12 protein-coding genes, 2 pseudogenes and 1 riboswitch are annotated in these 16,003 nt (G+C 50.4%); of the genes and pseudogenes, 2 read left to right on the forward strand and 12 right to left on the reverse strand.

Translation table 11 applies throughout. The features are described 5' to 3' along the window. Both I8J29_RS16030 and I8J29_RS16040 read left to right on the forward strand, forming a co-directional pair. Window positions 1-697 (forward strand): annotated as a pseudogene (locus I8J29_RS16030) (IS3 family transposase); the annotation flags it as partial. 252 nt (window positions 698-949) lie between these two features. Beyond that, entirely contained in the window at window positions 950-1,132 is a 183-nt protein-coding gene (locus I8J29_RS16040) for a DUF11 domain-containing protein (protein ID WP_208848559.1), read from the forward strand. A gap of 60 nt (window positions 1,133-1,192) precedes the next feature. Here I8J29_RS16040 and lgt read toward each other — a convergent pair whose 3' ends face one another. The 12 genes and pseudogenes from lgt to I8J29_RS16095 all read right to left on the reverse strand — a co-directional run bounded on the left by lgt (window position 1,193) and on the right by I8J29_RS16095 (window position 15,956). After that, on the reverse strand, window positions 1,193-2,119 hold the full coding sequence (gene lgt / locus I8J29_RS16045) for a prolipoprotein diacylglyceryl transferase (protein ID WP_240546240.1): 927 nt from the start codon (window positions 2,117-2,119) through the stop codon (window positions 1,193-1,195). A gap of 74 nt (window positions 2,120-2,193) precedes the next feature. Then, window positions 2,194-3,177: a chloride channel protein gene (locus I8J29_RS16050; protein ID WP_420831127.1), complete on the reverse strand. Its 984-nt coding sequence runs from the start codon at window positions 3,175-3,177 to the stop codon at window positions 2,194-2,196. Then, the gene (locus I8J29_RS34645) at window positions 3,119-3,502 is read right to left on the reverse strand and encodes a voltage-gated chloride channel family protein (RefSeq protein WP_420831128.1); all 384 of its coding nucleotides are present in this window, start codon (window positions 3,500-3,502) and stop codon (window positions 3,119-3,121) included. Before I8J29_RS34645 ends, I8J29_RS16050 begins: the two co-directional genes overlap by 59 nt. Window positions 3,503-3,603: 101 nt before the next feature. Beyond that, a riboswitch (Fluoride riboswitch) is annotated at window positions 3,604-3,663 on the reverse strand. A 127-nt stretch (window positions 3,664-3,790) separates the two neighbouring features. Then, window positions 3,791-3,946: pseudogene (locus I8J29_RS34650) on the reverse strand (hypothetical protein); the annotation flags it as partial. 307 nt (window positions 3,947-4,253) lie between these two features. Further along, window positions 4,254-4,793: a CBO0543 family protein gene (locus tag I8J29_RS16060; RefSeq protein ID WP_208848561.1), complete on the reverse strand. Its 540-nt coding sequence runs from the start codon at window positions 4,791-4,793 to the stop codon at window positions 4,254-4,256. A gap of 954 nt (window positions 4,794-5,747) precedes the next feature. Beyond that, window positions 5,748-7,820, reverse strand: coding sequence for an alpha-glucuronidase family glycosyl hydrolase (locus tag I8J29_RS16065; RefSeq protein ID WP_208848562.1), 2,073 nt, complete (start codon window positions 7,818-7,820; stop codon window positions 5,748-5,750). Between the two features lie 50 nt (window positions 7,821-7,870). Beyond that, on the reverse strand, window positions 7,871-8,662 hold the full coding sequence (locus I8J29_RS16070; protein WP_208848563.1) for a Nif3-like dinuclear metal center hexameric protein: 792 nt from the start codon (window positions 8,660-8,662) through the stop codon (window positions 7,871-7,873). A 101-nt stretch (window positions 8,663-8,763) separates the two neighbouring features. Continuing rightward, a complete protein-coding gene (locus tag I8J29_RS16075) occupies window positions 8,764-9,618 on the reverse strand; it encodes an SDR family oxidoreductase (RefSeq protein WP_208848564.1) in 855 nt (284 codons plus the stop codon). Beyond that, on the reverse strand, window positions 9,618-10,694 hold the full coding sequence (uxuA, locus tag I8J29_RS16080) for a mannonate dehydratase (protein WP_208848565.1): 1,077 nt from the start codon (window positions 10,692-10,694) through the stop codon (window positions 9,618-9,620). Before uxuA ends, I8J29_RS16075 begins: the two co-directional genes overlap by 1 nt. Window positions 10,695-10,734: 40 nt before the next feature. Then, window positions 10,735-14,178 (reverse strand): glycoside hydrolase family 2 TIM barrel-domain containing protein, encoded by a 3,444-nt coding sequence (locus I8J29_RS16085; RefSeq protein WP_208848566.1) that lies wholly within the window; start codon window positions 14,176-14,178, stop codon window positions 10,735-10,737. A 23-nt stretch (window positions 14,179-14,201) separates the two neighbouring features. After that, on the reverse strand, window positions 14,202-15,068 hold the full coding sequence (locus tag I8J29_RS16090) for a carbohydrate ABC transporter permease (RefSeq protein WP_338113183.1): 867 nt from the start codon (window positions 15,066-15,068) through the stop codon (window positions 14,202-14,204). A gap of 18 nt (window positions 15,069-15,086) precedes the next feature. Beyond that, window positions 15,087-15,956 carry a carbohydrate ABC transporter permease gene (locus I8J29_RS16095; RefSeq protein WP_208848567.1) on the reverse strand — a complete coding sequence of 290 codons (870 nt, stop codon included), beginning with the start codon at window positions 15,954-15,956 and terminating at the stop codon, window positions 15,087-15,089. Window positions 15,957-16,003: the final 47 nt, after the last annotated feature.

Here is a 16,003-nt window from a genome sequence, read left to right on the forward strand (position 1 = left end):
ACGATCTATGAGAAAGTGGAACGTACATTTGGATACCGTCAACTGACCCTGCATATGCGTAAGCAAACCGGAAAAACCATCAACCATAAGCGCGTTGAACGGTTAATGAAGGTAATGGGGATCCAGTTTGTTATTCGGAGAAAGAAAAAGAAGTATGCGAACGCCACGCCGCAGCAAGTGGCAGAGAACCTGCTAAACCGTAAATTCCATGCTGCTGCTCCGAATGAAAAGTGGCTCACTGATGTAACGGAATTTAAGTACGGCAATGGTCAGAAAGCTTATTTGAGCGCTATTCTCGATCTTCATGATAAATCCATTGTCTCCTATGTAGTAGGGCGTTCCAATAACAACCCCCTTGTATTCCAAACGTTGAAGCAGGCCTTGCAAGCTGCTCCTGGAAGCAGCCCCATGCTTCATAGTGACCGAGGCTACCAATACACTTCCTTGGGCTTTAAGAAGCTCTTGGATGACAGTAACATGATCCAGAGCATGTCTCGTGTAGGGCGGTGCATCGATAATGGTCCAATGGAATCTTTCTGGGGGACTCTCAAATGTGAGAAGTATTATTTGCACACATACCCTACTTTTGAAGAGCTTGATAGATATTCAAGCTTACATCCACTTCTACAACCATGAACGATTACAAGCAAAACTAAACGGCCTCAGTCCGATGGAGTACAGGACTAAGGCCGCCTAATTGACTTTATTTATTTGTACTGTCTACTTGACGGGGTGCAGTTCAGACTGAACTGCCGTCGTGTCATGATCTATCTATCCTCCCGTTAGTTCAGTGACAAGAACTTTATCCCATAAAAACAAAGTGCCACGATTATCGCGGCTGTTCTTGTCACCTGACACAAATAGGCTTTGTTGTTGTTTACATTCATTTTATTGAAACGATCAATTTTGCTTCGCCTCAATGTACTTAGCAACCTGTAGTAGATCCTCCTTGGTCACTCCCCGCATTGTCGTAAATTTCGTAGTTGAATCCATTCGTACGGTCGATATCGGTGACCAGATCATCTATACCGTCACCGTCAGCAACACCGGCACCGCCGCCAACGCCGCGAACATCGTCGTCAGCGATGCGCTGCCGGTGGGCTCAACGTTCCTGGCCAGACGTTCGACGTAGCGTCAGGCGCGAGATGTTGCAGCCGGCGCTGTCCCAGATCGCCAAACGCGCGATCGTCGATTACGTTTTCGGGCTGCCAAGCGGCATCGCCGAAGGTATCTTTTCTGTAATAGGATCTGTATAGTTCGGAACCGTTAACCTCATTCTACGGTATGCAATCAACAAGACCGCTGCTGCTACGACCGCAAGCGCAAGCAACTGTGAAACGCGAATATTTTTCCCAGCCTCCAACGCCCCCCAACCAAAGAAATGCATTGGGGTCCACAAGGTTTTAATAGTCACGGCCAGCCAGTTAGGGCCAGTAAATGCCAGGCTATCGGTACGGACACCCTCAACAAAGAAACGGCCAAGCGAGTACCAGCTTAGATAGCCCATAAACAACTCACCAGATCGCAATCCCGGTACTCGCCTGACGATGATTAATAGGATAAGCCCTGTAAAACTCCACAAAGACTCATATAGGAATGTGGGATGGTAATAAACGCCCTGTATGTGCATCTGATTAACGAGCCAATTCGGTAAATGAAGTGTATTTCGAAGGAAGCTTTCGGTCACAGGTCCTCCATGAGCTTCCTGGTTCATGAAGTTTCCCCATCGGCCAATCATCTGCCCCGTTATAAGCCCAGGCGCACAAATATCTACGATTCGCCAGAAGCTGTAACCTTTTCGTTTCGTATAGATGACAGCTGCGATGATAGCACCAATCAAAGCGCCATATATTGCTATACCTCCATGCCAAATCGCTACGATTTCAAGCGGCGTGTTTTTATAGCTACGCCATTCGAACGCAACATAATAGAGCCTTGCGCCTACTAAAGCAGATGGAAGACCAATTAATACGAGATCCATAAAAAAATCCGCTGGAAGGTTAAAACGTCTCCCCTCTCTTATCGCAAGCCATAGACCGAGCATGGCCCCACATCCAATAATAATGCCGTACCAATGGACAGATAACGTCCCAATTGAAAACGCAATCGGATTCAACAACCAGTTCCTCTCCTTTCGTCGTTCCATAACCATCATTAAGTATAACAGACTGATTCGTTAAAATGGCAGACCTTTCAACTTCCATTATCCTTCTGACGTTCGCTCGCGCGCGTTTTAAGTTCTTTAACCGTCATCAGCGTGGCGCCTTCGGGAACTTGTACAGATTGCACTTTGGATATTGCTATTTTCTGTGATGTATAGATCCCAGTATGTCCGGAGGCCAAGTAACTGACAATACTGGCAATAAACAAGTATTCGGCCCCCTCCGCCCCGAACAGCTCTATGCCCATGATGAAGCATGCAATCGGCGTACTCGTCGCTCCGCAAAAGACCGCAATAAAACCAAGCGATGCCAAGAAGGGGGCATGCAAGCCTAAAACACCCGCCAAAGTATGTCCTAGGGTAGCGCCGATTCCAAACAACGGAGTGACTTCTCCGCCTTGAAAACCGGCCCCGAGCGTAAGCGAAGTGAAAATTAGCTTCCACAAAAAAGCTAACATCGTAATCTCCCCATCAAATGAACTCTGTATTAACGGAACGCTTAAACCCAAATATTCGCGTGTGCCTACAGCATAGACCAAGCCGATAATAAGTAGACTTCCGCAGGCTGATTTTAGCATCGGGCTTTTAAAAATCTTGGCATACATCTTTTTCAGAAAATGCGTTAATTCACTGAAAACCAAGCTTATTAAACCGAAGATTATGGATGCCAGAACAACTTTGGTTGCAACGCCTAATGAGAAATCAGGTACGGCGTTTACATGGAAATGAATATGTTGCACACCCCAGAACGAAGTCGTTACCAGATTCCCAACCATACTGGCTATAAATGCCGGGATCAAAGCTTCGTAGGAAATTAATCCTATCGTGAGCACTTCCAACCCAAACACAGCTCCAGCAATCGGGGTTCCGAATATCGAACCGAAGCCGCCGCTGATTCCGCATATCAGAAGCATTTTTCGATCCTTGGCGTTGACTCTTAGCGTGCGCCCCAGCGTTTCAGCCAAGCTGCCTCCCATCTGTATGGCAGTCCCTTCGCGGCCCGCTGACCCGCCCAAAAGATGCGTAACTAATGTTCCGAATAAAACAAAACGGGGCCATTCGTAGTGGAATCGTATCGTTGCCTTCATGAATTTGCTCTAAAATAAGATTATTTCCTTTAGCGCTGTTTTTCCCAAGCTTCATGTACAAGTAGCTGACGAAAGCCCCGCCAAGTGGGAGTCCGAACAATAACCATGGATGAAGATTGCGCTGATCGGTCACATAATCCAGACTTATAAGAAAGAATGCAGAAGCGGTTCCAGACAAGATACCGACGGCACTTCCTAGCAGCAGCCATTTAAAAAAGGTTGTACTTACAGCAAAAATCATGGTTTGCTGCATGCTCCTCTTCAAAAGCAGTTTAATTCGTACCATTTCTTTACGTGCATCCTCTCTAGGCATTAAAAATTAGACAAAAAAAACAGACTCCTACCAGCAGTAATTCACTGGTAGGAGTCATTAGCCTTACGACGGTTATGGCGAACTCCATCGCCTATTCAAAAACTAATTGCATTTATTGTAGTTTTAAATCCGCTCGATGTCAATCTTTATTGTGACGACTTATAGGGTCGAACTGATACATCAGGAGTAACGACCATCAAGCTCATCGCTAATCAGGATTTATTCAATTTACACATGAATATGGGGCATGGAGTTGTTTTCAAAACCATTTACATTCCATTTGACTACTTTAGGCTGCGTTTTTCCGGATGGATCGACTGCTTCCATAATAGAATACGTACCGAATTTAAAGAAAGGCCACTTCCAGCTCCAGCGTCTCCAGCTATAGGATGCCTCAGGATCAAGCTATTGCACCGATGTCCTAGTGAAGCCGTCGTCCATGCTTAAATCCATTCGGCATTACTGGCCCAATATGGCATAACCTACATAGCGGGCGCGCTATACTACTAACGATGAAGGGCTCTAATGTCCCGACGTTTATATGTTTGATAATTGTATCGTTAGACAGCTAGCGCTACCGACCGAATGCCGGTTGATAAGAACATTGTCCGAATGAAGTCCTCATAGAGTCGAAATTGCCTTCTCCCTTAAATTGGATTGGTTTTTGAACAAACAAAAGGAAGTCCCTCAGTTATGAGCGACTTCTTCCATTAATCCAGTAACTAACGAATGCTCTTGATAATGTACCCGTGAAGATATAAAAAAGAAATGAATAGGCGTAATTCCATCCGTAATAAGTAATAGTTTCAGCCCATATTGAAAATGGCTCTCCAACAGCTGCAAAAATACCCGCTTGTATCAATAATGCAAACAGGAAGATCTTCCATGTTTTGCAATATTGATAAATCAACATTTGTGCAACAGGAACTAAAGAAAAATCAAAAGGAAAAGAAATTAGAGAGTATGGTAGTAGTTTTATAGGATAAACCCACATCCCAATTTCTGCACCAAGATCGTCTGTAAAGGAAGTAATTATTAGCACCAGAAGTCCAAAAAACCAAATTGGCGCTGCTCTTTTACGATCAATAAATTTGAAAAGTATTATCCACGGAATTATGAAACCCGCAAACAAAAACCACCACTGCCAGGTAAAAACTCCACTTAATAACCATCTATTCAATTCGAATTGTGCGGCTTTTTGTTGAATCTCATGCAACTGATCATTACTCATAAAATTTAGCCTCAATAACAAAGGAGATTTTATACCTCCTATTAGTTTAGCCCAAACACTATTACACTATACTCAAGCTCCCCCTAGATCGCGTATGATACGCTCCGACCGGTAGCCACTTATTGAACCGGCAGGCATTTTTCTTGTGCTTTTCGCCTAAGCCTTGAATCCTTACAACGTTCTATTTGTTGGCGTCGATTGGAATCGCCATCGTCCTCTGATTGTACTTTAAATAGCTAAAGCAATGAAGCTTACGAACCGAATTCCATTTCTCTACAATTTCTTCCGTACAGTCCAAACAAACGTAAACAGGATAAACATTCTGATTGAATTCGCTGGGGAACGCGGTTATCCATTTAACCTGGCAGCATATTGGACATAATGCTTGAAATGTCGTTTTTCTCCTCAAGTTCCACAAAATGAAGTCTCCCCTTTCATCAATCTAGAGGATTATATGCGAATTAACTTACTTTTCTTTTACATTTCCTACTCAGCGTGTTCTCCCTGCTACAGCTGTCGATCATGACAACCAGGTTAATCGTACTTCGAGCGATCAGCGCCTGATTCTTTTTCTGTAACGGCGCGAGCCGTTATTGTTTGCATGATGCTAAAAAAATCAGTTTCCCTGCATAGGAAAATAACGAGTAAAAGAACACTTGCTCTTACTGAAAAAACGAGCTGCAATATTTAATAAGCCCCGCAATATATGCGAGGCTCATTCATGTATATTTTCATTAATCTGAGTAGGCTGCAAATACATAACACTGTTGCCTAACTCGTATCGTGCCAAGAGTAGAATAAACCCCGGCTGCATATAAATTTTTGTCCTCTAACAAGAATGGATTCGCAGTATTTTCCATTAGTGCATAAGATCTGCCGACGGCACCCTTCTGGAATACACCCTACGTACTCCATAATTCCTTTATTTCGCTACGCTTTCCGATTGATGTTGAGTTAATAGATGAGCCTTCCTGCTTGATCAACTATCCCGCTTTTACGATAGAAATATGTATTAATCTGGTCGCGCCATTCTCTCGCATGCGTGGCCTGTTCCGCGAGACGGTCCGCAACTTGCCGGTGCAACTCCCTATCCATCTTGCCCTCGAGGAGTTCCCACGACGCTTTCAATCCCTCGGCCCGTTCCGCCCCCTCGAAATGGGTGTCGTAAATCGATTGGATTACCGTCTTGCCGGATTGAAGACGATGAGTATACGGGACGTGATGAAAGAATAACAGCAGCTCGTCGGGACAGTTAGCCGGCGAGTCGTATTGCTCCATATTCGCGCCGGCATATTGAGCGGTGTAGCCGGTTCCGGTCGCTTTCGTTCGATCCACGCCGATGCCGTGGCAATCCGCGAAATGATAGGTGCCCCACATCGAATACTCGTACCCGTCCACGTTTGGCCCGTAATGATGATCGGGATTTACCATGAAGCCTATACCAAGCGGTGCCGTATAGGACTCGTAAATGCCCCAGGAACTCATCAGGATATCCCGAATCGTATGAACAAGCTGTTCGTCGCCGCCGAAAGACAGGCGTATCCATTCTTCGGCGATTGCTTCGGCGGACAGCTCCGGATTCCACGCCAGACGACCGTATCCGTACAAGTTGGCTTGCGCCAACAGATGCCCCGTCCAATTCTCGTCATCGCCAATATTGGAGACGGCGGCGAATCCGCTGTGCGCGTTGCCGTGAAAAGAACCGTCGACGACGCGCTTGACGCTTGAACCATCGCCTTTAATCAGCGTATCGAATTCGAGGACCTCCTTCCACTGCGGCACAAGATAACAGACATGGCGCTGCTGCCCAGTATACTCCTGCGTAATCTGGAATTCGATCATTTGGTTTGTCGCTTCCATAGCGCCAAACAGCGGGGATACCGGCTCCCGCACCTGAAAATCGATAGGACCGTTCTTCACCTGCAGAATGACGTTGTCCATGAACTTACCGTCGAGGGGCTTGAAATGATCATAGGCTGCCCGCGCCCGGTCCGTCTTGCGGTCGCGCCAATCCTGCTTGCAGTTGTATACGAAACAACGCCAAATCACGACGCCGCCATATGGCTTGAGGGCTTCGGCAAGCATGTTGGAGCCGTCCGCATGATCGCGCCCGTACGTGAAAGGTCCAGGCCGATTTTCTGAATCCGCCTTAACCAATAACCCGCCGAAATCGGGAATCGCCGCATATACCTCAGCTACCTGGGTACGCCACCATTCGCGAACGGTGGTGTCAAGCGGATCAGCCGTAGATAGTCCGCCAACTTCAAGCGGGCTGGCGTAATTGACACTCAGAAACAATCGGATGCCGTAAAGACGGAAGATGTCCGCTAGCTTAGCGACATCCGGCAAGAATTGTGTTGTCACGAGCTTGGATTCTACCCGATGAACATTCACGTTGTTGATGGAGATGGCATTGACGCCGGACGAAGCGAGCAATCTCGCGTAATCCCGAATGCGCTCCGAGTCCCAGGTAATCCGGTTGTCCGCAAAAAAGATCGACCGTCCAGCGTATCCCCGTTCCACGCTGCCGTCCATATTGTCCCATTGATTGATCATCCGCAGCCGGTTAACCGGATTTTCCGCGATATCCAAGGCTTCAACATCGATGCCTAGGGCAAGCAGTCTTAGCAAATGGAACACACCATAGACGATGCCCGCTGAGGACGATGCACCTATCGCAATGCAGCGCAATGTGCTGTTCGTTCGAATAACATACCCTTCCGGTCCTATCTTCGCAAGCGCTTCGTCTTGAAAAACTTCGTCAATCGCAGCGCTATGGCCGAAGGTTCCAAGCGCAATACAGGCGTCCCCGTTCCGGTAATCCGACAGGGGAGCGGGCTGGCCGAGCAGCCCTTCGATTCCTCGCGAGAGTTCGGTTGCGGCCGCGTGAATCCTATCGTCTTGTTCCGATATGACGATACTGCTGTATAATTCGTACTGATTGTACCGCTCCCCCGGGGCTATGCGGCGATAACCAAGCCATGCCCGATAGGCATCCGAATGATGAAATGATGCAGATGAGTTCATATAGGGTTCCTCCTGCAAACGTAATTGTTATATAAATTGATCCGTTTACGTTAAACCACTTGAAAGACATGCTTCCCCGAAATAAAACGAACCGGAACCCCAGGAAACCCGTCTTTAATCCGCTTAGCCAGATGCTTCATGCCGGGTTCTTCGCTGTAGGCATGCCCAAGCAGAATCAATGCCTTCCGTCTGCGCTGATGCACGGCATCACGCACGTATTCAGGCGTCTCCCATTCCGGGCCTTCTCCGGCAATAACCAAATCTAAGTTCGCTTCCTCGAACAGAGGAATGGACAAGGTACCTCCACCCCTATATCCCGCAAGCAAGCCGATTTGACTACAAGGCATGGATATGTCCCCGACAACGCGAACATAAGGAATATCTAGTTTTCGCTTTACCCATTTGGCGACTTCACGGACCGTATTCGTCGGAATTGTGACAATGGATGCGGACGGCCGATGCTCGATTTTGTAAGAAGTCCAGCCCAACTCCTGAAGCAATCCGATCATAATGCCGTCAGGTTGATAGCGATGCAAATAATCGTGAAATCTGTAGATCGCTATGCCGGACTCCTGGATCAGCGCTTGTTTTCGTCTATAAACGGGATTCTCGCGCCATGGGACGCCTTTGTTCTGATGGCTGTAAAATGTTCCCTCATGCGCGATAATTAGATTCGCTCCGACCGCGAGTGCCTGTTCAAGTACTTCCTGAGTGGCCATGAACGCGGTCACGATTCCCGTGACGACCGTTGACGCATCGCCAAACTCCAACCCGTCCACCGTGGATGCGAGAGGCTCGACGGGTTCCGTCAGTTTGTTCAAGATGTCTTGAACCGTACTCATCTTTGACGGGACTCCCGATTCGTGGAACGCACCAACGGCGTGCCTATCATCGCAGCGATTCTCATACGGACATCCTCCTTGAATTCGGATGAAGGGTTCGGTCAAACTCCGCTGTATGCCAAAAATCCTCCATCAACAGGGATTGTCGAACCTGTGACGAAACCTGATAGCGTATCGTCAGCCAGCCATAATAACGTGCCAAGCAGGTCCTCCGGATTTCCAAAGCGGCGCATCGGCGTATGACTGATTATTTTGCCAGAGCGTTCGGTAAGTGTGCCGTCTTCGTTCATCAACAGCTTCTTGTTCTGCGCGGTCAGGAAGAAACCTGGTGCAATCGCATTCACGCGAATGCCGGTATCGGCTAAATGCACCGCTAGCCACTTCGTGAAGTTCTCAATCGCCGCTTTGGCCGCACTGTATGCCGGCACCTTCGTCATCGGAGACGGAGCACTCATAGAGGAAATATTTATAATCGTCGTACCTGGTCTACCAAGCATCTGCTTGGCGAAGAGTTGAGTCGGAATTAGTGTGCCGATGAAATTCAAATCGAGCACGTCGCGAAAACCCGTGACGCTTAAATCGAAGAAGGTTTGCACGTGCGGCGCGGACAGGTCCGCTAACTGGAACGTTTCGTTGGTCGTATTTGCGCTCGAGTGGTTCCCGCCGGCTCCGTTAATCAGCACATCGCACGGACCTAGCAGCTCCAGGATCGTCTCGGCCGCATGCCGGACGTTCGCTTCGAAGGTCACATCGCACGAAATCGCGATCGCGTCTCCACCCGTTTGCCGGATCGCGTCCGCGAGTTCCTGTCCTTTATCGAGCGAACGATTCAAGATCGCAATCCGCGCGCCATGTTTGGCGAGCCCCATGGCCATAACTCGGCATAATACGCCCGCTCCTCCGGTAATCACGGCGATTTTGCCGTTCAATGATGGAAAGCGCGCAAGCTCTGGCATTACGGTGCAACCTCCCCTTCACTTCGTTTCGATGCATCCCACAGTCCCCATAAGTACATAATGCCAAGCGCGCGATCATAGAGCCCGTACCCCGGTCTGCACTGTTCGCCCCAAATATGCCGGCCGTGATCCGGACGGCAGAAGCCCTCAAAGCCATTACGCGCCAACGCATCGACAATGCCGGCAATATCGACAGTTCCGTCGCACGTTCGATGCGAGGTTTCGATAAAATCGCCGTTCTCGTACACGCGCACATTTCGGATATGCGCGAACGGAATCCGATCTGCAAATTCATTCACGATTGCGACGATGTCGTTGGCCGGGTTAGCCCCGAGTGACCCGCTGCACATCGTAAGTCCGTTATAGGGACTGTCAAACAGGTCTAGGTAGCGCCGGATGTTCGCTTGATTCGTTATTAATCGCGGCAATCCGAAGATCGGCCATGGCGGATCATCCGGATGTATGACCATGACGATGTCGTGTTGGGCTGCGAACGGAATGATCTCATTCAGAAAATAGCCGGCGTTCGACCAAAGCTGCTCTTCCGTAATGCCTTGATACGCCGCGAACAATTCGGTCAAGCGAGCCATACGCTCTGGCTCCCATCCAGGCATCGTGAAGTTTTGGTTCGCGTTGATTCGTTCTGCTTGTTCCGATGGATCCATCTCGGCCGCCTTTTGATGTTCATAGAATAAAGCAGTGGACCCGTCTTCCATTTCCTTGTGCAACTCGGTACGGACCCAGTCGAAGACGGGCATAAAATTATAGCAGATAACCTTTACGCCGACCTGCGCCAATTTGGCGATCGTCTTCTTGTAATTGTCGAGATATCGGTCGCGACTCGGCAATCCGAGCTTGATATCTTCGTGAATGTTTACGCTCTCAACGACTTTCGTGTGCAAACCGATCCTATCGGCTGCTTGCTTGACCTCCAAAATCTTAGCCATCGGCCATTCTTCGCCCGCCGGCACGTCATGTAGCGCCCAGACAATCCCCTCCACGCCCGGGATCTGTTTGATTTGCTTCAACGTCACGGTATCGTTGCCTTCGCCGAACCAACGGAATACCATTTTCATATTCAGTCTCGCCCACTTTTAATAAGAATGTCGCTTCGCCTCATTTTTCAAATTGGAACCAGCCAAAATCGAATTGACTCCCCGGCAGGAAGACGAAGGTGACAGTTTGCAGACCGGTGACGGGCACCAGCTCAAAGACGCGCTCTTCATAGCCCGCGGATTGTGTGAATTCGATTAGCTGCACGCTTTCACCCTCCTGGCCCAGGAACCGGATTTGGATCGAATTGCAAGCAATTGGCGAATGACCCTTAAGGACGAGCTTCATCGTCCCGCCAGATACAAAATCCATATCGCTGAAGACAAGGGATACATTGTTACCGATCCCTTCCACGGCATGCTCCGCGATCCTGAACGTATCGCCGTATATGCCGTCGCATTCCGCGGCGTTGATGCGCCCGTAGGCTCTGTTCCCGGATTCGAACGTAAACCCTTTGATATGCACCTTCTTATGCAGAACGAAACAAATCGACGTGATGCCGTGCAGCCGTTTGGACAGCTTATACGTCGCTTCCTGGTACACATTCCACTTGGAATCCTTCTGATAGATCACGTCAGCAAGCAGCACGCTGCCTGCTTCGCCGGGCATGCCTTCCCATATCTGCATCTCGTACGGCTCGCTGTTCAGCGCGAAGATCGGGATGGTGATGCTGTCCGATCCGTATGAGCCGAAGTCGAGATCGCGGAAGCCCACCTGGGTTTCGCCGTCCCTGCTCGTTGCTACGCCTCTTTCGTTGCCGTTGCCGACCTCTCCTTTGCTGTAATCATACAAGCCTGCGGAGACAAATCCGTACGGGTCCTTATACGCCGTGCCGAGCCCGACCGCTTTAAATTCCAGCTGGGAAATGAGCTTCGTCTTATCCGTGCCGTTCTTGCTCATGCAGCGAACACGGAATTCGCCGTCGCCAAGCGCGGTGATCTTAGCTTCGAGATCGTTCGCTTCGACTGTCGCGATATTGGACGTAATGCCGGTTTCATTGACGACGCGCCATTCCACGTCCGGATACGACGTATCCGCAGGATACAGCTTCGCGTGCACCGTCACCTCTCTTCGCGCTGCATCGAACATCTGCCCGTCCGTGCAAAGGAGCTCCATCTTGCGCAGCGGAATCTCCCGCAGACTGGTCATGTTACCCGGCAGCGAACGGTTGCCCGTGGTGGCTGCGATCCCCTTTAAGGCTTCCGCGCCGACCGGAAGTGACTCAAATTCCGCCGACCGGCTCTTCATGCCTTCGGAGGAAACCTCGATCCGAATCTTGCCGGGCACCGTCTTTGCCCCAATGATCGCCATCAGTTTGCCGCTGAACAAGCGCCGGCTGACGCCCTTATACGGATCGTAATCGGTGCTGTCTCCGTTATCGAGACCGAGGAGCCGACCGGCTCCCGTCACTTCGACGTGGACGCGATTGTTGGCATTCTCTACGGGATGGCCCTCTTCATCCGCCATACCGATCTCCACGAAGATCAAGTCGGTACCGTCGGCCCGGAGCGTATCCTTGTCCGCCTGTAGCCGTAAGGCCCTCGCGTCACCGAAGGATTGCTTCACCTCGCTTGCAATGACAAGTCCGTTTTCATCGTACGCAAGCGCCTTTAATTCCCCCGCTACGTACGGAAGCTTCCACCAGCCGACCAGCTGCGTACCATGCGCATGGTCGATATCGAGGACTCCGACTGAGACGCCATTACAAAACAATTCGATCCTCGGTGCGTTCGAGCATACGCGAACGTCGATCATCTGGCCCGGATTGAAGTCCCAGTACGGGAAAATATGAACCATCGGATTCGTTTTGTAATCCGTCCAAGCCGACTGATAGATATAGTAGGAATCCTTCTTAAACGTAGCAGTGTCGATCTGACCAAAATACGAATTTTTTGTATGGTACGGCGTCGGTTCGCCGATATAGTCGAAGCCGGTCCAGATAAATTGACCGAGCGAAAACGGCGCGTCGCGCTCTGCGAGTATGCAGGCCTCCGCCGACTTGGCCCCCCAGCTCGTCGCACTGTTGCCGAGCGCGGAGCACTGCTCATCATCGTCGGCCAGGAGGGACTTTTCGAACGGAAAATGGTAAATTCCCCGGCTTTGGACGACGGAAGCGGTCTCGCTGCCGTAGATAATCCAATCCGGATGCTCCGCATGATGATCGGCGTAATATTTCTCGGCGTAATTATAGCCGGCGACCTTCACGATGTTCGCGCAGCGCTGCGCATTCTCCCACGGCATGTAATTCGAGCCAATCGTCACCACGGCGTTGCCGAGCGGATCATGTTTACGAACTTCGTCCATCAGCATGCGCGTGAGCTCCTGCCCTTTCTCGTCGGCATGGGTATCGTAAATCTCGTTTCCGATGCTCCACATCAGCAGACTCGGATGATTGCGGTCTCGCTTCACCCAGCTTCGTACGTCGAGCCGCCCCCAGTCCCGGAAGAAGCGCGCATAATCAAAGCGGGTCTTCGGCCGCTCCCACATGTCGAAGGCTTCCGAGACGACGAGCAGCCCCATCTCGTCCGCCAGCTCCATCAGCTCCGGCGCGGGCATGTTATGGGCCGTGCGGATTGCATTGGCGCCCATGTCCTTTAAGATCCGAAACCGTCGACGCACCGCCTCCTTGTTAAACGCCGCTCCGAGCGCGCCGAGATCATGATGCTCGCAGACGCCGTTCAGCTTCATCCGCCGGCCGTTCAAGCGGAAGCCATCATCAGGGGTAAGCTCGATCTCCCTGAACCCGATTCGCGTCTCGACGGTCTCAATAACTTCCAATTCCCGATTTCCGGTCCGTTCTTCCGTAGCGACCAATTGCAGCTCGGTTATGACTCGGTACAAATGCGGTTCCTCCGTATTCCAAACCTGCGGATTATCAATCTGCAGCGTCTGCCGATCATGAATAACTGGCTCATGTTCCGCCGCAATCAGCCCGCTAACGACGGCTACCGTCTTGTCCTTGTACAGAATCGTATGGGTTAGCCGTGCGTCTTCGACCAGATTTATTTCGGTCTCGATTTCGATCCGCCAACGATCCTCTTCCCGGCTCGTGACGATGTAGATGCCGTCCGTTGTAATATGGCTGCGCGCCCTTGTCTTCAGCCAGACATTCCGATAGATGCCTGCGCCCGAGTACCAGCGGCTGTTTGGGCTGTGGTGCACGACCTTTAGCAAAATTTCATTGCCGCCTATAGCAAGTGCATCCGTGATGTCATGCTCGAACGAGGAATACCCGTATTTCCATTCCCCGATCCATTGGCCGTTCACGTAAAGCGTAGAATCCATATACACGCCGTCGAAGCTTAACAGCACCCGGTTCGCGTCGTTCGCGCGCTCATATTGCCTGCGGTACCAGCCGATGCTGTTCTCGTAGAGATTCAACGTATCGTAGATGAGCCAATCATGGGGAAGATCCACCGGTTCGAAGGTGAGCCCCGCGCAAGTATCGGTGTCCAGACCGCTTTTGGCAAATTCCCAGCCGTCGTTAAACAATCGTTTCTGATTCACGAGTTACAACTTCCTTTCTACGCTTAGCCTTTGGTGCCCGTTACGGCGATGCCTTCGATGAAATAGCGCTGTGCGAACAAATAGATCAGGATGATCGGCACCAGGGACATGGTCGTCGCCGCCAAAATCAGCGGATAATCCGCCCCATTCACCTGCTGAAAATAGCGAATGCCCATTTGAATCGTGTACAGCTTTTCTTTGCTCAAGTAGATTAAAGGCTGGAGAAAATCGTTCCACGAGCCGAGTAGGCTGAATATACCCAGCGTCACGAGCGCCGGTTTCGCCAGAGGCAGCACGATCCGGAAGAAGATCCCGAATTCCGAGCAGCCGTCGATACGAGCGGACTCGTTCAGGTCATGCGGCAGTTGAACGAAAAATTGCCGTAGCAGAAAGACGCCGTACGGGCTGAACAAATGGAGCAGAATCAACGCCCAATGCGTATTGACCAGGTGCAGGTTATTCAGGATTCTGAATTGCGGAATCATAATCGCTTGCCCCGGGATCATCATCGTCGCCAGATAGAGCATAAACAATTTATTGCTCCCCGGAAATTTCAGCTTTGCGAAGGCATACGCCGCAAGAGATGCGGATATGAGTGATCCGGCTGTCGACAGGACCGATATTTTGATCGTGTTCCAATAGAACGTCCCGAAGGGGATCTTCTTCCATACGTCGCTATAATTCGACCACAACGGCTTCGCGGGTATAAGCTGCATGGAATGCTGGAAGATGGTCGCCTGGTTTTTGAGCGAGCCTGACAGCATCCATACAAAGGGCAGGACGGTAATGACGCATACAAGCAGAAGCAAGAGATACGTCCACCCGTTCCGAAGGACCTGCTTCGTGCCGAGACCGGCCGATTTGGATTGATTGCTCGCTGACAACTCCACGATATGGCGCTCCTTTCATCAGTAGGTGACCCAACGCTTCTGGACTCTCAGTTGAATCAGCGTCAGGATCAGGATAATTATGAACAAGACATAGGACATAGCCGAGGCAGATCCGAAGCGGTAGTTCTGGAAGGCCGTGTTGTAAATATAGTAGACGAGCACGTTCGTCGATCTTCCCGGGCCGCCTTGCGTCATCGCCATGACGGTATCGAAGACCTGGAACGATCCAATAATCCCGGTCACCGTGCAGAAGAAAATAACCGGCGACAACCCCGGGAGCGTCACATGCAGAAACTGCTTGAACCGATTTGCTCCGTCGAGCTCGGCGGCTTCGTACAGCTGGCGGGGCACGCCCTGCAGACCGGCAAATAGAATAACGGCACTGTATCCGACGCTTTTCCAAATGCTGACCATCATAACAGCCGGCAGCGCGAGCGAGGTTGAAGCAAGCCAAATCGGCGGATCACTGACGCCGAAAAGACGCAAAATCGTATTAATCGGCCCATACTGCGTGAACATCGCGGCCCAAATAATGCCGACAGCGATGGAAGCCGTAATATTCGGAAAGAAATAGAGGACGCGGAACGCTTTGATCCCCCGCACCTTCACGTTCATCACGAGCGCGAGCAGGATGGAAATAACGACGGTCAGCGGTACGGTGACTGCCGTATAGTAGATATTGTTTCGCAGCGAAATGCCGAAGGTGTCGTCCGTCAGCAGATCCCGGTAGTTGTCAAGACCGATGAATTTAATCGGCGTCAGACCGTCCCACTTCGTAAAGCTCAAATAAAGCGAATCGAGAATCGGGTATAAAACAAACACGAGCAAGCCGACCAGACTCGGTGCCAGGAACAAATACGCGATCATGTAGTGTTTGAAGCGGAGCATGACTTCCCTCTCTTCCCCGCAAGGTTGCGGCGTAGTAAACAGCAAAG

Origin of the sequence: Paenibacillus artemisiicola (assembly GCF_017652985.1) — a bacterium.
Taxonomy (GTDB): Bacteria; Bacillota; Bacilli; order Paenibacillales; family Paenibacillaceae; genus Paenibacillus_Z; species Paenibacillus_Z artemisiicola.